The following is a 23,393-nucleotide window of genomic DNA, read 5'->3' as shown; positions in this document are numbered from 1 at the left end:
TAATGAACTGAGAGAAGTTGGCACGCCTGGTACTAACATTATCACACTGACGGGATATCAATATACTGAGGCAAGTTTCTCGGATATTATCACTACGCTTATCACTCTACTAAATAAATCCGCAAAAATAAAAATCCAAAATTACATTGTAGTTTGATGCAAGAAGCGGCTAAAAGGTGTATACTCGACTCTGTTCTATCCCAAGGTCGAAGATTACAAGGAGAAGTTTATCACTTACGCTGAGCTAGAAATTATCTCATTAATTGACAAACCAAACACTCTAATTTATAGCCAAGGACTTAGAACTCCATTGATTTCCTTCTATCGGATTTTGGATGAAAAATACGTCAAATACGTTGGTTTACCAAAATATTCTACCAGTGCAGATCCTCTGTCTGGACAACTGGATATCTTGAACTAAAGGGAGGGCACGATATAAAAAACGACAATGGAGTACGTATGGCTATCTATAAAGAATAAGTAATAAGTGGGTGTGAGGGTGATGATATACGAGAAGTGTCGAATTAAACTGAAGTAAAGATTTTAGTTGTATTCTAAAACAGTTGATACGTTAAAGAAGTAATCCATTTCTAACGTCGAAGCTAGTTAGTTGCGATTAGAGTTTGAGGGGGCTACATAATGAATATTACTTATGAAGGTAAAGTAGATTTCAAGATGCCGTCCACTATTTTGCCCAGTAATGATTCAAATATTAAAAATATCACTGTACACGCGGACGGAAGTATAATATCGTTTCTTTTCGAGACGAATTATGAAAATGAAGCAGATGCACTTTATGCCACTAACAAAGAACTCATTAAAATCGAAAAAATGATATTTTTTACCTTTGAAGAGAAGATTCGTGATCTCGACTGGAAAAGCCAAGTAAAAACGAATGATGCTGGCGAAAAGGTTTTGATTATAAAAGATAAAGTTGATCTCGATTCGATATTGACAGTAAGACGTAATTATAACTCTGAGGATACTAAAAAGCTTAAATTGAACCTGGAAGCCTATAGAACCGAATCAGACATTTATAACGTACTTATAGATATTTTAAAGATGAAAGATAAGGTTGGTAGTTTTGTTATGCTCTATAGTTTGCTGAACATTTACGTCGGTCCTACTCAAAAGGAAATTGATAGGTATATAAAGGGGAAAAAACCTGAAATAGAGATGAAGCCTACCACTAGAGAGGGCAAGAATTACAAAGAGACAATTTATACATCTTTGCGTAATCAACTGGGACATCTTTCAGTCTCTTCTGATACTGACACTAATCAAATAATTGAAGAAATAAACAGACACTATAAAGATTTCTCCGCTGTAGTTAAACAAATGCTCGTCGAAAAAGAGATAATATAAAGACATTTCTTATAAAAAAAGATAAAGCAAAAATATTTTGGTTGAGACATTTGAATAATATCGAAACGATTTGCTAAAGTTTGGAGAGAACGATTCATGCTCCGAACGTATGATTGCATCTTTGAGAGCTGAATGCTATAATATTCCTGTAATTACTCTTACCTCATACTCCCAATTTTGCTGGAGACAAGAGTCACTTGAGATAGTAGTACCTCCCCTACAAAGCTTTATAGCTGAGGATTAAAGTAGGATAAAGTCATTACCCCCGACATCTCCTGTGCTGAGAACAAGGGAAGAAGAGTACCGAAAGGCTCTGATAAAAGTTTTACATTGGCGCATTTTATGGCGTTATAGAAATTTGATATTTTTTAAAAGCCGATTTTTGTATGGATTATTCATGCAAAAAATCGGCTTTTTTTGTTTTTATTAAAAAATGAGAGGATGAATAAATATGTTCAATTTATTTAGAAAAGAGAATCGTATTCAAGCCGAGTTCACTTCATTTTTACAACAAGAAAAATATCGGTGTAAAAAGGCGGATGAGTTTATTCGGATGCTCTCAGAAGCCATCCCATATGTTGCAGAAGAAGTATGGGGGCTGCGAGATAAAGAAATTACGATTGGCGATAATATTGTTTTTCAGTTTGAAGAAAAAGGATTTTACCTCATGGATGAAAGAAACGACACAATAGAAGAAGTCGAGATGTTAAAAGGGCAATTATACTGGAAAAGCGTGCAGGTAATTATGAACTATGCTAAAGATATGATCGAAGATATACAGGAGCGGGATGCAGGAAGAAATCGACTCGTTGCTGAGATGGCTAATTTGACACAACAAATGAAAAATAGCCCCATTATCTCTGACTTAAATGTGAAAGTATTTCGGGTGTAGGCCATTAGCAAAAATTAAATGTTAAGCCAAGACTGGTTCCTTACTCTTAGGAATTGGTCTTTTTTATTAAAATGAGGAGGTTTTTCTTATGAGTGCCATTTTAAAGGATGTAGTTGCTGTTCCATCCAGTAAAGACAATGCGATTGGATTTTTAACCTGGAATTCTCTATCCAGCATGCTGATTACTCCAGATGAGTTGAAACAAAAGCTTGTTGATTCTGGATTAGGGGCTGGTTGGATGCCAAAGGACATCCGATCCCCGGATGCTTTTAGAAGAGCCACAAGTGAAAAATTTAAGCGTGAAGTATCACCTGGAGTCTATGAGAACTACATGTTCCGTGAGGTGGCTTCAACCAGCACTTTCGTACAACGAAATTTAGTTTGCGAAACTAAGGATACGAAAGGTAGAAGATTAAAATATGTTCCTGATGTAGGGGCACTGGTATTAGATCGAAAAACGGAGACAGTAGAGACCAGCTATATTTCATCAATGGCGCAGCAACTAGTTAATAATGCTGCGTTGCAGTTTGAAATTTATCGAAACAATTATGGTTCTACTACACTACGTACGTTGATTACCAGCGTCTTAAAGAGTATGTCACCTACACCGGTTAGACCATCAGGTGGTGTTTACTTCATACCGGCACAGTTTGAAGGCAATTTGGATGCATTGGTTCAATTCGTTGTGTCTCTTGAAAAAGGGGAGGCAGAGAAGGTTCCTGTAATGAACACCATGGATATGAAGAACATGGTTACAAGGAAGCTTTTAGATCATCTTCGTGGCACTCTGGCTGCATGTGAAAATGGGGTAGCTAATCAGCTCAAGAAGAATGAGCTTAAGGCTATTCTTGAGGATGCCAAGGTGATTGTATCCAATGTTAAAGATTATGAAGCGATTGTTACTGGGGATTTGCAAGAGATGGAAGAATACGTTGCGCTTATCCGTGAAAAAGTGGCGAGTGCGCTGACAAATATGGCTGATTAAAACAAGGATTCGTTATCTGACGATAACAGAAAGGATAAAATCATGGAAGGACAAGCTTACTTGCAGCATTGGCCTTTGATCAGAGAGATACTTGAAGAGCATATTGATTCAAGTAAAGTGAGGTATAGTTATCACGCCGATGAGCGGATGAGAGTGCGCGGAATTACAAAGGCGATGGTAGAATTCATCCTGTATCATAATGATCCAAAAGAAATGCACGAAGCTCAAAACTATCCTTTTGGAGAACAACCCTATAGAAACGCTGATCCAGTGCTTACCGTAGTTGGTGAATATAACGATCGCAAGCTGGCTATTGGATTGGCTGTGAAGAGAAGAAACCGAGGAGTGCTTTTTACAGTAGTGACTGCTATGTTCCCTGAACATGGTCGGCATGTAAGATAGCAGAAGTTCCTTTACTATTTCGTTTTGATGTATAATTAATACATTCCAAGACGGGTGGTGAAATTTTAAGTGAAAGGAAAAAAAGACATGATAATTGACAATGTCAAAACACAAAATTTCCCTTACGAAGTTATTGACGGGGAAGAACACTACCCTTTGCATTCTGCTGTAGTAGTTGAAAGTATTGCATCTAAAATTCCCGATGAGGTAAAAGCATCTATAACCATTGATTACGATCAGATTCCAGAGTCTTATTTTCAAAAGATAAAGGAAGATATGGGGATTCGTTCAGTGGATAAAGATCAGGGTGAGACCATGCAGCGTGAACGCAAATTATTGGAACTCTTAGAGCAAGATGGCGCGTTTCCAAACTAAATCGTGAGACACAATATATAAACAAAGAGCTGATGACTTCTTAAATTTGAGAAGCGTTGGCTCTTTTTATTTTATCTAAAAATGGAGGAAGCTAAATGAAAATCAAGGATATCCAGAATGCATTAAATAGTCAGTATACTGAACGCGAAGAGGTGATTGAAGGTCTGATGGTGGCTATGATCGCTCGGCAGCACGCTTTGTTGATTGGACCTCCGGGGACAGGAAAGAGCGCCCTCGTCAGTGATCTAACGAAGCGTTTTACAGGGGCGAATTACTTCCAATGGCTGCTGACACGTTTCAGCACACCAGAAGAACTGTTTGGTCCTGTCTCGTTGAAGGAATTGGAGCAAGGTGTGTACAAGCGGAATACGGCTGGAAAGCTTCCGGAAGCTCACACTTCATTCTTGGATGAGATTTTTAAGGCAAACAGTTCAATATTGAATGCCTTGCTCACGCTCATTAATGAACGAATGTTCTATAATGATGGCGCACCAGGACAAGTTCCATTAATGTCCTTGATAGGTAGTTCAAACGAATATCCAGAAGAAGGGGAAGGGCTTGAAGCTCTGTTTGACCGCTTCTTGCTGAGATATGAAGTGGACTATATTGGCGAAGATCAATCTTTTGTTTCCATGTTGAAAGGTTCAGTACCATCTCAAGCTGATATGAGCATTGATGAATTATTTGAACTTCAGTTTTTTAGTGACACGGTAAGTATTCCTGACGAGGTTTTTGAAGCACTGAGCAAGATCAGACGAGAATTGATGGATGAAGGTATTCGTCCTTCAGATCGGCGGTTCAAGCAAATTCTTTCCGTAATTCGGGCAAAAGCTGTGCTTGCAGGCAGAGACTATGCAGAACTTGAAGACCTCATGATCCTTAAACATGGCCTGTGGGAGAAGCCGGATCAGCGTGATAAGACAGCCAAAATTGTACGTAATCATGCTCAGGATGCTGTCAAGACTCGTGTTGAGGAAATTCAGGTCGAAGCAACTGATATCATAAGGGGTCTCGAACAGTCTAATAATTCTACGGATGTGGCTGTTGAAAGTACGAAAAAACTCAAAACCTTGGTCAGCGAACTTAAGAAACTTCAAAAGGATAACCCGAATCGCTCGGAGGTTGAGCAAGCCATTGTTCTTGTTCAGAAGTCGTTGAATGATATCGCATCCCAAGTGTTAGGAGTGTAGAGGATGAAGGAACATAAAGGCTCTGTTTTAAACACAGATTCATATGATCGAAGACGCTTCGGGCAGCTCATGGAAATGTCTGAGAAGCTCAGAGAGGTTAGTAAAGAGGGAAGTAAACTATTTCCCTCTTTTCAGCCTTTAATGGGTGACATGTGGGCAGGTCTATTTAAAATGAAGCCTGAGTTGCTGGAAGAAGTTACTGAAGGGCTAGAGATGAACCATCAACTTATGGAGCGAGTCATGTCAGACGAAGGCTATCAGGAGTTTCGTGAATTTACTCGTCTGGATGATCTGGCCGCTGCACTTGGCACAACGAAGTATAGCGAGACTGTTCTTGGCTGGGTGAAGGAACAAGCGCAAAGGGATCAGGACTTAGCGGATGCGCTGCAGAACTATATGAAGGGGAAGGCAGGGGCATCTCAGGAGGCGTCAGAGGCGTTATATTCAGCCTTGAATCAAAATGGCAATGCACTATCTCAGATGCTAGCCAAAGCTGCACAAGAAGCAATAGAAGCCAAGGAAAATGTAAAATCTCTTTTGGGAGGTATGCAAGCAGGAAGTGGAGACAGTGAACTGAAAAAGGTTCCTTTGAAAGATCAACTGATTCTGGCTGAAAGGTTGAGCCATGATAAGAAGATGAAGGACATTGCGAGATGGGCTGGTCGTATGAAAGTAATTGCTAATCGGAAACAGCGTTCGAAGCATAAGGATGCCATCAACCGTAATGGGATAAAGCAAGGAAATGCTATAGAACAACTGCTCCCGATGGAACTTGGCAGTTATGCCAGCCCAATGACGAAAATGGATTTCCTACGCCGATATGTCGAGGGGCAAACACTTCAGTACGATACAAAGGGACCTGAGCAGCTTGGTAAGGGGCCAATCATTTTGTGTCTGGATCAGTCTGGGAGTATGAGTGGTCAAGATACCATCTCCAAAGGATTTGCTCTTGCCTTGATGAGTATTGCCCGTAAGCAGCGAAGAGACTTTGCATGGATTCCGTTTTCTTCACATGCAGATACCCCATTGATCTATGAGCGTGGGAAAATAACAGTTCAGGATATGATTCAGTTGGCCACTATTTTTTTGGGTGGGGGAACAAGTTTTGAACCTCCACTTAGGGCAGCAAGTCAAATCATTCAACAGAGCCGCTTTAATAAAGCAGATATTGTATTTGTGACGGATGGCGAGTCTCATGTGAATGACCATTTTCTACAGTCGTGGAATGAATTGAAGGACAAGAAGGGATTTTCGGTCTTGTCTTTACTTCTTGGAAGGGAGTCTATTCAAGGAGTGGAAGGTTTCTCGGATCGAATTGTCAGAGCTTCTTCGTTTGAAGATGAGTCAGTGCATCAGGCGTTTGAAATATGAAGATGAGCAGGGCAGATTATTTCTGTCCTGTTCTTTATTTTAGGGAGGGTTATGTAAATATGAAGAGATCAAGCATTCAACGTACAACAAAGAGCCTCTTGAATATGCGGGATCGAATTCGTTTCGATCTTCCGTTTCAACGTAATAGCGTTTGGAAGAATGATCGCCGCTCGTATCTTGTTGATTCAGTCATTCGTGACAAATACATCCCAAATATTCTCGTATGGGATAACGGCGATGGGTACATTTGGGTTGTTGACGGAAGGCAGCGTTGGGAATCCGTTTTCTTCTTTGCAGATGGTGACTACAAGCTCAGTAAAGGAACGGCTGACTTCAATGGGGAAAACATTGCTGGTAAGAAATTTGAAGACTTGTCTTCAGATACGCAGTTTGAGTTTCTCACGTACAACTTTACGGTAACAGAGTTCCGAGAATGTACCTTTGAAGAAGTAGAAGAGATGTTTTATCGGGTGAATCAGTCGGTTCCGTTGACCTCAACAGAGAAGACCAGAGTCAAAGTGAGTCCTGCTGTACGAGAAACGGTACAAGAGTTGGGACAACATTTGTTCTTTGAGAAGATTGCCTTTACCAAGGCAGATCGCAATAGGTACGTGGATGAGCAGCTAATTTGGCAGTTCATTGCTTCGTCCATGAACCAAGATATTGATTTCGGTGGGGCAAGTTTAAACAGGTTCATTTCTGGTTTGGATGAGGTTCCAGCCCATATTGTGGAACTGATAGAACAAAAGATTAATTATATGGATGCTGCATTCCGAAATTGGGATCAGGCTAAGCGTAAAATGCTGAAAAAGGTTCATGTTGGAAGCTTGTTTCAAGTCGTTGATCATGCCTTAATACAGAATTGGACAGATGAGCGTTTTGGTAAATGGGCTGAGTCATTTTTGATTGACCGATATTCAGTGGACAGCCCTTATGGTCAGCTTTGTCAAAAAGGTGCAACAAGCAAGCAATTTGCTTTGAATAGACTGAATTATATGATTAAGGATATGGTTCAATCAACCTAATATCTTGACCTTGTTCTAGCAAGAAGATTTGAATAGAGTACCCCAAATAAAGAGAAGCCTAAGAATACTATAATTATTCTTGGGCTTCTCTGAATAATGATATTTTTACAATTCCCCATACAATTTCATAATAGGCATCGTGGCTATGGTTTCTAGGGTTTCGTTATCCAACTTTGAGTAGAGTCTTTTGGCCTCAATCTTGCTTTCAAGTAGTATACAAGCACCGAATTGTTTAAGAATGTCTGCTGATGGGGCACTCTTGAGGGACATTAATTTATCTTCTTCCTCTGCTGTTAATGAGCCGTTAAGTCTTTTATTGATTTGTAAGAAATTAATATAGTTAAAGTCATCCGTTTCAATAGACGGATGCATGGATAGAATATATTTTGCTAGTAATAGCAATTCTCTCCTATTAGACTTGTCATAAGCATTGATACATCGTAAACAAAAATTAGTAGTTGTACTAGAAGCAAGTTCATTAACAAAGGGATCATATGTTTGAAAAGATTCTTTAATTGCTGGGAAATCTAAGTTTATCCCTTTAGAAAGTGAATCATCATTAAGTTGTACATAAATGCTGTAGTCGCACTGGTCTGGTGTATTGTAGCCAAGAATGGCTTTTATATTAATTTGATCTTTTGAAAAGAAGTTTTTTAATTTATCATCGTTGAGAAAACAAATAATAGTTTGATCCCCTACCAATAAATTAATGAGGCATGAATTCTTCATGGTGGATAATCGCTTTTTGAAATCCGAAATGTCCCCATGTTTGGAGGCCCTAACTAGAAAGGAAAGACCGACATTCAAGTTCATACCTTCCTCATTTTTAGAAAAGATAGTATCTGGGTTTATAGAAAAGTATAGAAAGGCCTTTTTCAAGTCCTCAATAAATAGTATATGTTCTTTCATTTCATCAATAAAACGTATGCTCTTTTCTGAATAATCCGTTATCTGGATATCTCCAATAGGTAACGTTATCTTCTTTCGTTCTATCAAACTTGATAATAATGGTATAACCTTTAATTGACTGGACAAAGAGTGGAACTGGCAATTGCTAATTTTGAGGTCGTTTCCATCCAAAACCATTTTCAAAACATTTTCGAATGTTATCGTCAAGCTTCCAGAATTGAATGTAGTCGATACACTGAATTTTTGATTAAACCCGTCTATATTTACATCCATCTCAGAACTACTAGTTATAGATGAAACCCTCCCCATACTTATAGGAATATGCAGGTTTTTCTCTAAAGCATACATGAAAAAATCATGTTCAAATAATTCATCGAATTTCATACTTGATGGATTAAATGTGAGACTTCTAAAGATATATTTTTGGTGTTCCTCACCTAATAATGTCTCACCATCTTCTATAAGTACAAGTGGCTGATGTAATTGTTCTTTTAGAAAAGCTTGGCAAATTCGCTGCATGTCGGTGCCTTTTAAGGATCTTAATTCAATTCTATGTGATTTTTTTTCTTTCTGCTCACACTCATTAATAATATGAGAAAGCTCAAGTGGAAGAAGTTGTTTGTAGAATATTTTACTTCTTTCTTCTCTTAACTCAACTACAAAAATAATAACTCCCTCCTTTTTATAATAGTTTTCAAAGTGGGCTAATTGAAGTGAAAACGTTCTTTTATTATCAGAAAAAAACTTTACTTGTGTACCTTTCACCTGTACTGGAATAGATCCATTGAAGGAACTGGTAGTGTGAGAACTATCATTAAAAACAATTATCTCCCCATCAAATGATATTCCTTTATCTCCTTCTGGGATCTCAGCTTTTAAGCAATATGGAGGCTTAGTGACTTCACTTTTGACTGCTTGTACAGCGAGTCTTTCTATAATATCATTTGACAGTTTGTTCATAGTTCTCAATGCTCCTTATAAGAATGTGATTGTGTATCGTTGGAATAATTTGAAAAAGTTCATCTTAAGTAGATTTATGTAAGCAATGATCCATATGGTAATATTATCAAAAAAGTCGGAAAAAGTGGTACTACTACTGACTACTAGTAGGATTTATCCATCGAAATTTGAACGATTATGTATAAATAAGGTTGAAGACGATACAAGAATATACATATCACATATCTAGAGTTTCATCTGTAAGGGGATGTAGATTAACTGAAAATGTATTTTCTAAATCTTGTATGTTAAAATATAGTTGAATAATCTCAAATTAGGAGGAGGGACTCGATGTTGGAAGACACGGAGAGTGTATCTGAAGAAGTAACGCCTGAACAGAAACGTATAATTAAAGTACAACAAGATAAAGAAAATCTAATGAAACAATTGAGCGAAGGGGTATTAAAGACTGCAACAGCGAGGGTCGCATTTATTCTGAATCATTATCCAGAGACTCGTGATTCAGATCGTTTACTCACCTTGCGTTATTGGGAAACATTTCAAAAAGATTTATATAATGGTGGGGTCATTACAAGCCAAGCATTTTTAAGACTTGAGCAGCAAAGCGATATAACTAGGGCAAGAGCAAAAATTCAGAATACGTTTAAGGAGTTTAGATCGAGTGAAGATATCCAAAGAATAAGATCTGAACGAGAAGATACATACAGAACCAGCCAGATTCAACTTAGTGAAGATGCTACACCAGTATCCTTCATTTTTTATGATGAAACCGGAAAAACCCAGAATTATATCTCAGTGGGCGGTATGTGGAGGAGTGGGCAAGATGGAGTTCTTCGGTCTTCTATCATGGACTTACGAAAACAACTTGAAATGGAGTCAAAAGATGAGTTCCATTTTGTTAATGTGGATAAGAAAAATCTAGAAAACTATGTTAGATTAATTGATGTAGTAGCTGAAGAATCAGCCAACATTGGATTCAAGGCAATATGTTTCTGTCAAAAGGGATCTGGTCAGAAGCCTGAAGATATAGTCACTAGACTCTATAAAGTAGGAATATCAGATGGATTACAACATGAAATTGAGACAGGTCGCATATCAATTCCCCGCACTCTAAATATTGTAAAGGATAAGGAAGATGCTAAAGACACACTATTTTTAGAAGCCTTGAGGCTGGATGTGGCGGGGCATATCAAAGCAGCTTTTGATGGAAAAGTAAAACTCGGAGCATTCGCAGCAGTGGAATCACATATTGATCCTTTTATCCAAGTAGCAGATGTTTTCATGGGTTGCCTTAATCGAAGATTAAACTTACCGGATGGAACTAATGTAAAGGATCAATTGGCAAAGTATTTCTTTGACAAGTTTGGCATTAATCCAGAAACATTTGAAACTGAGCATTATTATGATTTTATAAACATTCGCATGTTGGATTAACATACATAAACTTGATTGAGTATTACCTTAACGGTCTCCTAGGAGGCTGTTTTTTAATTCTCTTATAAATACCACAATACCCATGATAGGAGCTTATCCACTGGGCACGCGAACAATACAGCAGATATGATCAGCCGTCTGGAGACCATGGTGTTGAGTGGAGCTGATTTGCCGATTAGGGTTGTAAGGAAGCAAATTGCTTCGGCGATCGATATTTTTATCCATTTGTCCAGGCTTCGTGACCGGAGCAGACGGGTAATGGAAATCTCTGAGGTCATCGGCATGGAGGATGGGGAGGTGGTTCTGAACCGATTGTATCAATTCAAAGAATTGGGTGAGGAAGAGGGGAAATTGATAGGGGTTCTGGAGCGAACGGGAACGATGCTTCGAACCGAGAAGCTGAGCATGGCGGGGATTACTGCCGATGTAACGGCCCTATCTGAGGAGGCAAGCGCACATGGCATGGACTAAAAGGGTGCTGAGACAACCAAACGAAGCCAAAAAGCAGCCGCAAGGTGCCTCACCACTTCCTGACTATCGGCAGTATACGCTCAGTAACCGGCAAAGAGCGGCCTGTTTATTGGTGGGCGGGTTATTGCTGTACGGCATTGGCTATGTGTTTTTCCATTCGGTCATGATAGCTTTTGTTCTTGTCGGAGGCACGGTGCTTTTGCCGAAGTACTGGAGCCAATATTTGCTGCGCAGAAGACGCGAAGCATTAGGTCTTCATTTCAAACAGGCGCTCTATTCGCTGTCTTCCTCATTAGCCGCCGGGCGCTCTGTGGAGAATGGATTTCGTGAAGCGATCAAGGATCTTGAGCTGTTGTATCCGGACGGGGGCAATGACTTGATCCGCGAGTTGGAGATTATCTGCGCCAGAATGCAGTATGGTCAACCTATCGAAGAGGCATTGCAAGACTTTAGCCAACGTGCAGATCTTGAAGACATACGCAATTTTGCGGATGTGTTCACAACCTGTAAACGCTCCGGAGGCGACCTCATCGAAATCGTAAGACGAACCTCCACCATTATCAGTGAGAAGCTGGAGATTACCCAGGAGATCGGAGTCATGCTTGCCCAGAAGAGGTTTGAGTCCAAAGCGATGCTGGCGGCACCCGTGTTATTTCTGATTTTTATGGATGTCAGCTCACCGGATTATATGGAGCCCCTGCATAGCGGGGGAGGACTCCTTATTTCTGCGATAGCTCTTCTGATGTATGGAGGCTGCTCCTGGATGATTCTGCGTATGATGGATATCCGCCTATAAGGAGGCTAGGTATGCTCATTCTGGCTGGACTATTATTTGGGATCTTATCGGTAGGCTGGATAGTACTCTTCGCTGTATCCCGGCCAAGATATACGGCTGGCAAGCCTGCTGATCTGGAGGGAATCCGCCTTCAGGCCATTGCTCCACCCATGTTGTATTTATTGGATCAGATAGCCGTTTCACGAAGACTCCCTATTTTCTTCTATAAAATTCAGCGCTCGATTACAAAAATTAGCGGAGGCAGACGCGGCGGAGAACACACCTTATTATTTTTAGCTGAAATGCTGTCTTATACTTGGCTGCTGCTCACATTGGGCTGTCTGATGTCCTTGTTGACTCAAGGATCGGATGGACTGATTATCGGCACGATGCTTGCCTTCCTGCTGCCTGCCGCATTGATTCATGATTTGCACAAAAAGGTCGTTCGGCGGGAGCAAGAGATGCTGCTGGAATTGCCGGAGCTGCTTAACAAGATTATCTTGCTGGTCGGCGCAGGCTCAACTGTGCAGCAGGCGATTCGGACGAGTATCGAACGGAAAGGAGAGGATTGTAAACATCCTTTGTATAGAGAACTGAGACAGATGCAGCGGGAATGGGACGGGGGCTATTCATTTCAACAGGCGTTGGAGGGCTTCTCCAGGCGCTGCGGCATCCAGGAGATTTCTGCATTCGCAACAGCCGTCCTGCTGAATTTCCGAAGAGGAGGCAATGATTTTGTGCTTGCCTTGATGGACTTGTCCAGATCGTTATGGGAGCGGAGGAAGGCGATATGCAAGACACTCGGAGAGCAAGCCTCTTCGAAATTGATATTTCCGATGGTGCTCCTGTTTTTGGTGGTCGTCATTCTCGTAGGAGCCCCGGCATTTATGATGATGAATTTATAACTTGCTTAACTTAATTTAATTCATGAATAGGAGCGGATGGATATGTGGATGCAAATTCAAGGGAAAGTAAAGAGCTTTTGGGGAAATGAGGACGGTCTTGGCATGCTGGAGATGATCCTGATTATTGCTGTCATTGTTATTATTGCAATCATTTTCCGGTCTCAGCTTAAGGAGATGATTACGAGTCTGATGGGCAAGGCGAAGTCTCAGACTGAGGACTTCATGGAAGGTAAATGAGTAAGCTGCGTCGGGATTGTGAGGGAAGCTTTACGCTTGAAGCTTCCCTGGTCATGCCGGTTATATTTGTATCCTTGTTTCTGCTTCTGTTCTTCTGCTTGTATTTCTATCAGCAGAGTATTCTCAGTCATGTTGCTGTCGTGGCAGCGGAACGAAGCGCCTATGTATGGGATAACAGCCACCGCGGGATAAGGGATGGCTCCTTTGGAGCCGGTGAACACGATCAACTGTACTGGCGTTTGACCGAGGATCGGATGCTTGAGGCGATTTTCGGACTCGGAGGGAAGGTAGACACGACGGAGTTGCAATTGCCTGTCGATGGGAACAGCAAAGATTCACTTGCGATCACGAAGCTGCTTAGAGTTGGTACAGAGATTCCTGCCGGACTTCAGGGGAGTGTGGAATACCGAAATCAATTGCTGCTGCGAAAGGTAAGCGTCTCGCTAAACCGATTCGTTCCCTTTCCGGCCTTGGAGCGAGTCATCGGCTCACTGAAGCAAATTGGCCATTCCGAGGCCTATATCGTCGATCCGGTGGAATGGATCAGGACAGTAGAACTGGCTCGATATTATGGCGGCAGATTTAAAGAACGCGGAGATGGTGGAATGAATCCCTCGGAGGCAGGGAAGGCGCTCGAAGCTTACGGAAAATGAGTGGTCCGTTCCAAGCGCTTGGAGGTGACGTGATTGAAAAGATGGAGAAATCATTCAGAAGCAGGCAGTGTATCCGTATTCTTGATTATGATATTTGCTGCGGTATTTGCCTTTGTTGCCATTTTCATTGATTTTGCCAGAATGTCGGCGCTGCAGGCAAAGACAGAGCTGCTGGTGCGCTCTGCATCACGTTCTGTGCTCTCGGCTTACGATCCGATGCTTCTGGAGCGATACGGCTTATTTGCCTTTGGTGAAACAGATGAGAATTACCTTATGTCCAAGGTGTTAAGCGACCAGCTGAACTATATGAGGCGAAGCGATTCCTTTCCGATTGTGGATGTTCGGCTGGATGAATCTACAGTGGAGCTGGGGCGGCAGCTTGGTAAATATGAAGTGTTTGAACAGCAGATTCGGGAACAGATGAAGTATCGTGCCCCGATTGACTTCTCTATCGATATTATTAATCGCTTTAAGCCGATGTCGGAGGCGATGAAGGAGGCTTCCAACACGGTAGATTTACTTGGAAAGCTGCAGAAGCTGTACGACCGTCGAGAAGCCAAGCTGGATGAATTGCTGAACGGACAAGCCTCAGCGGCTCAGTCAGCAGCTCAGTTGGCTGCCTTGCTTCCAAGAACCGGTTCAGGTTCCGGCAGCAGTCAATCGGGCTTATCAACGGCGGAGCAGCTGGTGTCAGGGTACAGCAATTATGTCTTGATGATTGAGGCTGAGCGGGCACGCAGAGAAGCTTCTGAGCATTCAGGAGAAGAACAGGATGAAGATGATAGTTATGCTTTGGAAATTAGCCGGTACCAGCGGTCGGCTTCGCTTCTGTTTAGCGAGATGAACGACCGTAATAATGCTGCAAAGCAGCTTCATAATGTTGTGCTTTCTAAGGCAAAGGAGCTCTTGCAAGAAATTAGAAGCTTGAATGCAGAAATGCTGCTTCTGATCGAGAAGGCGGAGCAACGCCCTGAGCAGGAGGCCTATAACAAAGTGGGAAGCGGCGAGAGCTTACCGGTCTCCGGAAAAGAAGAAATCGCTCCGCTTCGTGCTCAAAGCCGAAAGCTGCTGCTTTCTGACTCATTATTGAATGATATTTCAGCAGGAATTGAGGCACAAACTGAGAGGGTCATTTCATTTTCAGGCGCTGCAAGCGCATTTTTATCTATGGAAGGCTCGCTACTGTCTGCGTCGGCTTCAGAGTCAGCGCTTCATTCTGCGGTTGATCAAGCGAGAAAAGAAGCCGATAAGTACTTGACTGAATTTGCTGATGCCGGATCTGGAAACCGTCTGCAGCGAATCAAGGCAATCATTGAAGAGTACCGCGGATCAGACAAGGAACGCAAAGAGACCGAAAAGAAGGCCGAGGATAAACTGGATGAAGCTAAAGGGCTTCTTGGCCGAATTGATAATCTGAAGGAGGAATCGCAGCAGCATCAGGAGCAGTTTGATCTGCTGGAGTCCTTTTACAAGGCGAACAAAGATATGAATCAAGCTGGGGATAGCGATAATGCGCGAAAGAACAGCATTAAGAGTGATCCATATGAAGCCGGAGGAGCGGCGATGGGCGGAATGGATTCCTTCTATGGTGGAATTGCGGCACTGATGGACAGTATGTCGGACAATCTTTTTCAAGCAGAATACATAACAGGCTATTTCAATCATTTCGATTTGAAGGAGCTTCAGGGAACGATCGACTCCTCGGGGGGAGGGGCTGGTGCATCGGGCGCTGCAGATTTCTCTGTGGAGAGCCAGGAGATTGAATATATTCTCTATGGATTTCATTCTCCCCAAGGCAATATTGCCGCCGCGTACGGGGAGATCTTTGCGATGCGTCTGGCGATTCGGACGATGGAGGGGCTGCTCAAAAACTCGAAGAACGGGAACCCGTTGCTGATTGTGGCTGGAGCGCTTCTCTACGGCGTAGAGCACGCTATTAAGGACATGATTTCACTGACGAAGGACGGATATCTGGAGCTGAGTGATTATCTGAAGGTCAAGCTGACCTACCGGGATCACTTGCGTATATTTCTAATGCTTCATGGTCCCGGCAAGTCTCGATTGTCACGTATGCTGGCTGTTATTCGCCTGAATACCGGGGTGCCTGTTGATGAGAGGGAAACCTATGTGAGTGCCAAGCTGACGACGGCAATTCCGCTATGGTTCCTCCCGGGAATAGCAGGTTTGATGGGGAATACGGGGATTTTGAAGGGCAAAGTGGAAGGGACAAGATATTATGCGGAGAAACAAGCAGACTTTTCATACTAGATCCCTGGGCGAAGTGCGCGGAAGCATTGTACTGGAAGCGACCCTGGTTATGCCTATGTTCGTCATGGTGCTGTTCTTGTTTATCTATATGATTCAAATGACCCTTGTCGCTACCCAACTTCATGCTGTGACATCGAATGCGGTCAGACAAGTATCAGCACATATCTATCCGGTCGCGCTTGCAGTTGCTTCTTCCCAGACGGAGGAGGAGCAAAGTGCGAGCTCGAATAATTCGCTATCGCTTGAACGCATCTATGACTTTTCTTTATCAGAATGGTCGTCCCAGTATGCTTCCAAGCTGCCTTCTCCGGTATCGGAGTGGGTTCAGGCAGCTGTGAAGAAGGGCGAAGCCCCCCTTCAGGACCTTAAAGGAAATGCCGCAGAGGCGGTTCTGGACCCGGTGATCAAGCCGCTCCTAAGTCCATTTCTGCAGGCGACCTCCTTAAATGAAGACAGATTACATGTTAGCAGAGTTACGATTCCGGATTTACGGACAGGAAAGACCCCGTACTTTGGACTGGAGGTTAGCTATGTGCTGCCGATCAAGGTTCCTTTTACCGGGCAGGCGATCCGGATCCAGGCTCGGGCAGAGGAACGGCTGTGGATCGGAGACACGGATGAATTGGGGAACAAGAATTCAGATGGTGAGTCCGGTACAGGGGCTGCAGCCAAGGTATTATCCAAGCCGGATCCTGCTTATGCAGGCCGCAGGGCTGAAGTGACGGCGTTAGTCGAGCCGGGGGCGTCTGCCACGATGACTGTTTATTATAAAAGCGGGGTCAGCCAGGCCAAATATTTAGGGGAAGCCCAAGCGGACGACAATGGAATCGTTTCATGGAATTGGCTAGTAGGCGGCAATACCACCCCCGGGGAATGGACTTTCGTCATCGAAACAGAGGATGGGGCGCGGACCACAGAGCAGTTCCTTGTCGAGAGCCCGCGATCCAAAGAATAGGAAGGAATGATAGAAAATGAATCTGCCATGGGAATATATCGGATGCTTCATCATGTTAGGAGCGGCATTTGTTACGGATATTAAAACTATGAAAATTCCAAATTGGATTACGATTAGCGGGCTGGTGACAGGCATAGTTGCTCATCTGCTCCAAAATGGCTGGTCTGGAGGGTGGTTTTCACTTCAAGGAGCGGGGGCAGGCTTTGGCTTGATGCTTCTGATGTATTGGTGCGGTGCGGTTGGCGGAGGAGATGTCAAGCTGTTTGCAGGGATCGGCGCTTGGACTGGTACACTGCTTACCCTGCAGATTTTATTCTATTCTGTAATGGCGGCAGGTCTAATCGGTCTGATTGTCTTGTTGTTTAGAAAAGAGATGTTTTCCCGGATCAGGGCTCTGTTTGCCCGTATCTTTTCTGCCCTTATGCTGCGCAGTATTGCTCCTCTCCGGATTGCTGGCAAGAGTCAACTCCGGATTCCATTCATGCTGGCCGTCTTGCCGGGAGCTATTCTGACCGCTGCTTTATATTAGTAGGATCGAGGTGTATGAACTGTGGTAGTGCTGCTGACCGATTTCTCCAGAAGTGACGGCGTCTTTATGCACTTGACCGGTAAGGAGCCCTTGAAGGGAGCGCATATGAATCGTGTTCAACGCATGATGCTGTCTTCTATGGCAATCCCTCATTTGCTTCCGCTTATCGTTCGCGAGGTCGATGATGATGTAAGTCTTCAATATAATATTACAGGCAAAAAGATGCTGTCCCAATGCCTGAGACAGGACAAGCTGGAATTGACGGAGTTCTACAGTCTCCTGCTGCAAATTGTGACCGTGCTGGAAGAGAGTAGGCAGTATATGCTTTCTCCGGATCAGTTTTATTTGGACGAGGACCATATTTTTGTGGAGGAGCCCTTATCCTTGGCGGTATTGCACTTCACGTATGTGCCTTTGAAGCAGGCGATCAGGGAAGAGCCGCTGCCCCAGGTGTTTTTAAAGCTGATTACCAAAATGATGGCATGTGTGGACAATATGAATGGAAACGGTATCCAGAAGCTGCTTCGCTGGTGCTCTGATGAACGCTTCACCCTGGCGGAGACCAGGCAATTGATCAGTGATTTTATGACCGATACGGGTCCGCAGCAGCCCGAGCCAAAGAAGCTTGACCCTCGATTCAAGGTTAGGGAATATGTAAGAACGAATGAAGAACAGGTACAGTTTTCGGCTGTTTCTTATTCTCCAGAGTGGAAGATGCCCGAAGCGCCGCAATGGAGGATGCCGAAAGCCCCAATGTTCTCCGATGAGGGAGAGGAGGAGGAACAAGAACAGGCGGAACAAGAGCAGGAGCCGAAATCCTCATCGATGAAAACTTATATTGTCCTAGGAGCTGTATTGGCTGCGGCTATGCTTTGGAAATTCGTATATCTGGATCATCCGGGAGCCGGGGCATTATGGATATGCCTGCTGGGAACGCTGCTATTGGCGGGGGGGATCCTGCTGAGCCGAATTGGCTTCAAGCCGCCTTTTCCCAAAATGGGAATACATAAAAACGAAGAGCACGAAGAATATGAAGAGTACGGAGAGCATGCAAAGGAAGCAGAGAAGAATAGCGGCCTGGGTGCATACAGATATCCGGTAGATGAGGATGAATTGTCTGCACTAAGTAACTGGAGAAGGGATGAAAAGTCGGTCACTGTTCAAGAGGAAGCCCCGGTACGAAAAGAATTAGAGAAAAAGCCTCCAGAGCTGATCGTCCAGCCGCCTCAGACTGTGTTGCTCTCAAGGAGTGGACTGGATAAAGAACATAAGATTGGCGCTGCTGCCTATTCTCTTGAACGTACCAGCCGCGGTTCATCAGGAGGTGAGACCATTACGCTGTCCAAGGGAAGCTTCGTCATTGGAAGGTCCGAGGAGATTGCTCAATACATCGATAACACGCCGGGCGTATCTCGCGCTCATGTTGAATTGATGGTCAAGACCACAGGCTGCACGCTTAAGGATCTGGGATCCAGAAACGGCACGGTACTCGGAGAGGAGCTAATGGCCCCCTATAAGGAGTACCCTCTGAGTCCTGGCGATACGTTCTCTATTGCGGAGGGTAAATATACGCTGCGGGTAGATAAGTAACTTAAAAGCGAAGCTATAACCCAAAATATGTAAAAGTATTACATTATGTAATTAACTCCACTAACTTCATTTTTGGTGGAGTTTTTCGCATTTTAATAGGGGAAGCATTTAATTATTCAAGTTTTCTCTGATCTATTGATAGTACAAATAAATTTAGTAAAAAAACGGAAAGAGGGTAGGAAAAAGGTTCTTTTGGAGAAAATCTCTTCAATCCGAAAAAGATCAGACTACGTACTTACGTGGCAACGAAAATTAATACATTTGTTGATTATCATTATGTTTGGTGTATTTATGGGATTTTTAGTAAAGTACTTTGATGGAACGGAGATTGGGCTTATTGGTTCGAAGTTTGGTGTTTGGATTTTTTCGGCAACAATTATTGCAACATTGAGTCGTTCATCCCAATCTGTCGCACTACATGTGTTTGCTTTTTTTTCCCCAGTTTATCTGTATATTATTTTTATTCATCATTATTGTTCGGCTTTTTCCCCACAAAATATGTACTAATGTGGGCAATGCTTGCTTTGACCACGCCAGTAAGAGGATGGATTGTTTGGTTTGCAAGAGGAAAGTGTTGGGTATCCTCAATTTGTGCGGCGCTTCCCATAGCACTAATACTTGTTGAAGGAGTTGATTAATATTATTCCTTCTTATCGGAGCTCGTTATATTTTATCTCGATATAATGGATTGGTTTGATATCCTTCTAGCAGTTGCTCTATTACTACTCTTATCATGTGCATTTTATCAACTTCAAAAGATTCTGATTGTAACACTTTGTTTGTTTTTTTAGTGTTAGAATACATTGGGATATATCAATATCTATCAGTATGAGCCATCTTATAAAATCGACCTACAAACTATGCATTTTTTTCGACTTGTTTAAATTGTATTTGATTACATTTACACACCAGTCTGTTTCTCATGGGATAAGGCCCAAGGAAAGCAGGATCATCCTACAGTTATGATTACGGTATCGACGCAGCATATTGTGAGACACTATGGTTTAGGTGGGTATACTATTACATTTATGGACTACAAGATAAAAAAAAGCTTCATGAAGACCATGAAGGGAAGAACATATGCTTCTCCCGGGATGCTGATATAATGAACCCCAAACACGCCCGATATGCGGTCGATTCCAGCGCGGCACCCGTGACAATACTATATTGCTGCAACAAGCCAGCAATGTAACAAGGGTAAGAAGTTTGAATTTGCTGCCTTGCTTGTAAGAGAGTCCTCTCCACTACGGTTAATCGATTAAAGAACAGGGGGAAGAAAGATATTTTATAAATAGTCTCACAGATAATAACAAGTAAGTATTATAGACTCTTGATTCAGTGTTTTAGGTAAGGTGGGATATATGCTGAGAGTTGGTAGTAATAGGTGAACTACCTAAATATATATTCTTTTTGTTTTTGAACTTGTGTACTGGTTACTTGGCTCATTTTCAACAGTGATGCATAGTAGTAAATTGAATTAATGTCCATCTCTCCGCGCTCACCTTTTATTACCACCATATCATCTATCTTACGAATATTAAAGTGATTAGCTACTTGTGCTTGTTCGAGCTTCTCTCCCATGGATCGTTTTAGGATTTGGTAATGGTAAAAGGTTTCATCTGTCATAACTGATTCTTTCTGTTTTAAAATACCTTTTATCTTATCCCAGTATTCGACGGAGTAGTCTTGATCAATTTTAAATGTTAGCCAAATATCAAGTGCTACTACCATACCCCATTCATCTTTTTTATCTAGCGATAACTGACTTTCTGACTTTAGCTTATCGATCTCTTGTGAACTTAGCTCAAATCCAAGCAAATGATATGCTTGATATAGATAATACTTAGACATCATAGAATTATCATCCAATTGCAAGGATTTTTTTAATGCCTCCACCTTTTCAAAAGGATATTGAAGATTATTTAGATAACTAAACAGGACCTGATAGTATGTTTCCATTGTTGAATTACTAGGCAGTGACTTAGAAATATACTGAGATAATAAAGTTGTCAGATCATTCGGGGAAGTATCAATATTAAGCAGTTTACTCATGATTATTTGCCACTGTAACATTTCAATTTTATTATTTTCTTCTACAACATAAATCGGGTATAGATGTTCACTTGTCGTGAGGATAGCAGCATGGAATTGTTTAAACAAATCACTGTAATTTTCTATCGCTTTTATATCATAAATCTCCAATATTTTATAGCTGTAATAAAGTTCGTATGCATTAAAAATGTAACTTAGTCGATCCTTCATTAGATTTAAGTATCCTGGATCCACAATAAACTTATTGTCAACCTGCTTACTAATTAGAATATAGTTGTAAAGAGTTTGAATATCAGAATATAAAATTTCATCATTTAGCTCATATTTTAATTTTTTTGCAATATCAATAATTCTATCGTTGTTCTCGGAGGGGGGGAAACCTAATTCCAATAGATCAAAGTACCAATATAAATAGTATATTAAATTTTCATCGATGTTACTTTTGAGTATAGTATTCCCTAAATTGATCAAACTAAGAGGGCTTTTTTCGTTTTGATATACATAAACTGCTTTAGACAAAGAATATACTAAATATGGATTACTATCGGCACAGTTACAAGTGATTTGATATGTGTACTCGTTATACAAATCTTTTGGCATTTGACTGTTGTGGTTGTCCTTCTTACTTATTTCAGCTACTAGATCCAAGTAAATACTATTTGAAGGATCTTCCTTTTGCTTATGTAATAATTCTTTAGAGAACGTATGGGCAACTTTTTTATCATATGGAATATTAAACATATGTTGAAGTTTTAGCCTGTAATAAGTCTGATCTAAGCTACCAATATTATAGTCAAGTCGATTCGTAAAAAAGTTACCATTATCAGTCGGCATTTCATTAAGTAATGCAATAAGTTTATCTGGAAATAGGATATCCGTTTTTAGACTTCCGCTATCTTCTATATCTATATTAGTCTTAATCGAAGAATCCTGTTCTTTTTGTAATGAGTTAGTACCTAGATTGGAAAATAAATAAGGTTGGGATAACAAGAGAACAAAAATGAAAATGATCAAAAAACTGAAGATTAGAACCTTACTATTACTTTTTATCGGAACCACATTCTTTCTTTTCGTATTTTCATATGTACATTGCCCAGGTACACCGCCATAAAATATTTTTTGCAGTGTACCTGAGAAATAGGAAACGTTTAATTAATTTTGCTACTTCTATTTATTTTGGGTTGCTTGGCTGGTAATACTTGCCTTCTTTACAATACTGCCACCCCAGCAAGAAGCTACGTTTGTCATTGTTATATATTTCCAATCCCCCTGAATAGCAACATTAGATCGATACGAAGAGTCTTGCTGAGACTGAGTATTCTGATAGTATTTCTCTGATGTGGTAGCTTGAGTAACTGTACTTGTCGTCGTAGCAGTAACATTTACACCAGTTGGGAAATTCATAGAAACAGAAGCTGTAGTTGTAGTGCTCACTGCACCAATAGTAGCTTTCCATCTGGTTTCAATGTATTTGTGGTCTGTTGCATCATAGTTTGCTGAAACTTGATAGTCAGCAAGACCGTTACTGTCCACACTACCTAACCAGGTATTACTTGTTAGAGTGTTTTTTGTATCGGTTTTAACGGTTTTAGAAGAACTCGCAAAGGTCGTAAATACTCCTTCAGCACCTGAGATCGGGGAGAGAGAGGGCAGCGAATTTTCAATTGCTGCAGGTGTCGCATTTACTTGAGTTTGGTTTGCTGCAAAAGCGCTATTAGTTCCTAAAGCAAATGTGAGAACAGAAACTACTAACATACTTTTCTTGAAATTTAATTTTTTCATTAGATTTTCATCCCTCTTCTTATTTATTTTATATTTTGAATGCTATACTTCTGAAACTAATCATAAAAAAATCTAATTCAATATTATCGACATATTTCAATAGAGAGACAGTTCAATCAACTTTGATGTCTAGAATATTGCTTAGCAATACGACGAAATAGTGCCAAGATTTTTCTCAATTCCGTGGTAAAAATTGTCTTGCAGCATCCATATCTATTGTTCATAAATACATGTTTCGCTTCACCTCCCTATATTTAATATAGTAGAT

The 23,393-nt window shown here is 41.5% G+C and carries 20 protein-coding genes and 1 pseudogene; 18 read left to right on the top strand and 3 right to left on the bottom strand.

Going from position 1 to position 23,393, the window contains the following annotated elements; genetic code table 11:
- The first annotated feature begins 639 nt into the window (after positions 1–639).
- The 8 genes from KI362_RS10015 to KI362_RS09980 all read left to right on the top strand — a co-directional run bounded on the left by KI362_RS10015 (position 640) and on the right by KI362_RS09980 (position 7,605).
- Entirely contained in the window at positions 640–1,365 is a 726-nt protein-coding gene (locus KI362_RS10015; protein ID WP_068779972.1) for a hypothetical protein, read from the top strand.
- Between the two features lie 451 nt (positions 1,366–1,816).
- Positions 1,817–2,257, top strand: a complete 441-nt coding sequence (locus tag KI362_RS10010; RefSeq protein WP_068779973.1) for a hypothetical protein — start codon at positions 1,817–1,819, stop codon at positions 2,255–2,257.
- An 88-nt stretch (positions 2,258–2,345) separates the two neighbouring features.
- Positions 2,346–3,242, top strand: a complete 897-nt coding sequence (locus KI362_RS10005; protein ID WP_301626925.1) for a DUF6744 family protein — start codon at positions 2,346–2,348, stop codon at positions 3,240–3,242.
- 42 nt (positions 3,243–3,284) lie between these two features.
- Positions 3,285–3,644, top strand: coding sequence for a DUF4258 domain-containing protein (locus tag KI362_RS10000; protein WP_301626923.1), 360 nt, complete (start codon positions 3,285–3,287; stop codon positions 3,642–3,644).
- A 69-nt stretch (positions 3,645–3,713) separates the two neighbouring features.
- Complete coding sequence (locus KI362_RS09995; RefSeq protein WP_301626921.1) at positions 3,714–4,019, top strand: hypothetical protein; 306 nt, start codon at positions 3,714–3,716, stop codon at positions 4,017–4,019.
- A 95-nt stretch (positions 4,020–4,114) separates the two neighbouring features.
- Positions 4,115–5,209 (top strand): AAA family ATPase, encoded by a 1,095-nt coding sequence (locus KI362_RS09990; protein WP_301626919.1) that lies wholly within the window; start codon positions 4,115–4,117, stop codon positions 5,207–5,209.
- A 3-nt stretch (positions 5,210–5,212) separates the two neighbouring features.
- Positions 5,213–6,580 carry a VWA domain-containing protein gene (locus KI362_RS09985; RefSeq protein ID WP_301626917.1) on the top strand — a complete coding sequence of 456 codons (1,368 nt, stop codon included), beginning with the start codon at positions 5,213–5,215 and terminating at the stop codon, positions 6,578–6,580.
- A gap of 59 nt (positions 6,581–6,639) precedes the next feature.
- On the top strand, positions 6,640–7,605 hold the full coding sequence (locus KI362_RS09980; protein WP_301626915.1) for a DUF262 domain-containing protein: 966 nt from the start codon (positions 6,640–6,642) through the stop codon (positions 7,603–7,605).
- Between the two features lie 105 nt (positions 7,606–7,710).
- Here the strand turns inward: KI362_RS09980 and KI362_RS09975 are convergent, their stop codons facing one another.
- Positions 7,711–9,474 carry a DUF4365 domain-containing protein gene (locus KI362_RS09975; RefSeq protein ID WP_301626913.1) on the bottom strand — a complete coding sequence of 588 codons (1,764 nt, stop codon included), beginning with the start codon at positions 9,472–9,474 and terminating at the stop codon, positions 7,711–7,713.
- A 330-nt stretch (positions 9,475–9,804) separates the two neighbouring features.
- On the opposite strand from KI362_RS09975, the gene KI362_RS09970 reads away from it, so the two are divergent.
- The 10 genes and pseudogenes from KI362_RS09970 to KI362_RS09925 all read left to right on the top strand — a co-directional run bounded on the left by KI362_RS09970 (position 9,805) and on the right by KI362_RS09925 (position 19,291).
- Positions 9,805–10,908 carry a DUF3800 domain-containing protein gene (locus KI362_RS09970; protein WP_301626911.1) on the top strand — a complete coding sequence of 368 codons (1,104 nt, stop codon included), beginning with the start codon at positions 9,805–9,807 and terminating at the stop codon, positions 10,906–10,908.
- Between the two features lie 81 nt (positions 10,909–10,989).
- Positions 10,990–11,379: pseudogene (locus KI362_RS09965) on the top strand (hypothetical protein); the annotation flags it as partial.
- On the top strand, positions 11,366–12,175 hold the full coding sequence (locus KI362_RS09960) for a type II secretion system F family protein (protein WP_301626909.1): 810 nt from the start codon (positions 11,366–11,368) through the stop codon (positions 12,173–12,175). The pseudogene KI362_RS09965 and the gene KI362_RS09960, both read left to right, overlap by 14 nt.
- Before the next feature lie 11 nt (positions 12,176–12,186).
- Complete coding sequence (locus KI362_RS09955; protein WP_301626908.1) at positions 12,187–13,059, top strand: type II secretion system F family protein; 873 nt, start codon at positions 12,187–12,189, stop codon at positions 13,057–13,059.
- A 42-nt stretch (positions 13,060–13,101) separates the two neighbouring features.
- Positions 13,102–13,296 (top strand): Flp1 family type IVb pilin, encoded by a 195-nt coding sequence (locus KI362_RS09950; RefSeq protein WP_044477476.1) that lies wholly within the window; start codon positions 13,102–13,104, stop codon positions 13,294–13,296.
- Positions 13,293–13,949, top strand: a complete 657-nt coding sequence (locus KI362_RS09945) for a TadE/TadG family type IV pilus assembly protein (RefSeq protein ID WP_212940330.1) — start codon at positions 13,293–13,295, stop codon at positions 13,947–13,949. Before KI362_RS09950 ends, KI362_RS09945 begins: the two co-directional genes overlap by 4 nt.
- A 33-nt stretch (positions 13,950–13,982) precedes the next feature.
- Positions 13,983–16,217: a hypothetical protein gene (locus KI362_RS09940; RefSeq protein WP_301626905.1), complete on the top strand. Its 2,235-nt coding sequence runs from the start codon at positions 13,983–13,985 to the stop codon at positions 16,215–16,217.
- 13 nt (positions 16,218–16,230) lie between these two features.
- Positions 16,231–17,172, top strand: coding sequence for a TadE/TadG family type IV pilus assembly protein (locus tag KI362_RS09935; RefSeq protein ID WP_301626903.1), 942 nt, complete (start codon positions 16,231–16,233; stop codon positions 17,170–17,172).
- 16 nt (positions 17,173–17,188) lie between these two features.
- Complete coding sequence (locus tag KI362_RS09930; protein ID WP_301626901.1) at positions 17,189–17,701, top strand: A24 family peptidase; 513 nt, start codon at positions 17,189–17,191, stop codon at positions 17,699–17,701.
- A gap of 21 nt (positions 17,702–17,722) precedes the next feature.
- On the top strand, positions 17,723–19,291 hold the full coding sequence (locus tag KI362_RS09925; protein ID WP_301626899.1) for a DUF6382 domain-containing protein: 1,569 nt from the start codon (positions 17,723–17,725) through the stop codon (positions 19,289–19,291).
- A 1,389-nt stretch (positions 19,292–20,680) separates the two neighbouring features.
- On the opposite strand, the gene KI362_RS09920 is transcribed toward KI362_RS09925, so the two are convergent.
- Together KI362_RS09920 and KI362_RS09915 are read right to left on the bottom strand one after the other, a co-directional pair.
- Entirely contained in the window at positions 20,681–22,357 is a 1,677-nt protein-coding gene (locus tag KI362_RS09920; RefSeq protein WP_301626897.1) for a hypothetical protein, read from the bottom strand.
- Between the two features lie 153 nt (positions 22,358–22,510).
- Positions 22,511–23,125 carry a hypothetical protein gene (locus KI362_RS09915; protein ID WP_301626895.1) on the bottom strand — a complete coding sequence of 205 codons (615 nt, stop codon included), beginning with the start codon at positions 23,123–23,125 and terminating at the stop codon, positions 22,511–22,513.
- Positions 23,126–23,393 lie beyond the last annotated feature (268 nt).

Origin of the sequence: Paenibacillus apis (assembly GCF_018333295.1) — a bacterium.
In the GTDB taxonomy this organism is placed as follows: Bacteria; Bacillota; Bacilli; order Paenibacillales; family Paenibacillaceae; genus Fontibacillus; species Fontibacillus antibioticophila.
Note: the sequence above shows the minus strand (reverse complement) of the source record. Positions and strands in the feature narration are given on the sequence as shown.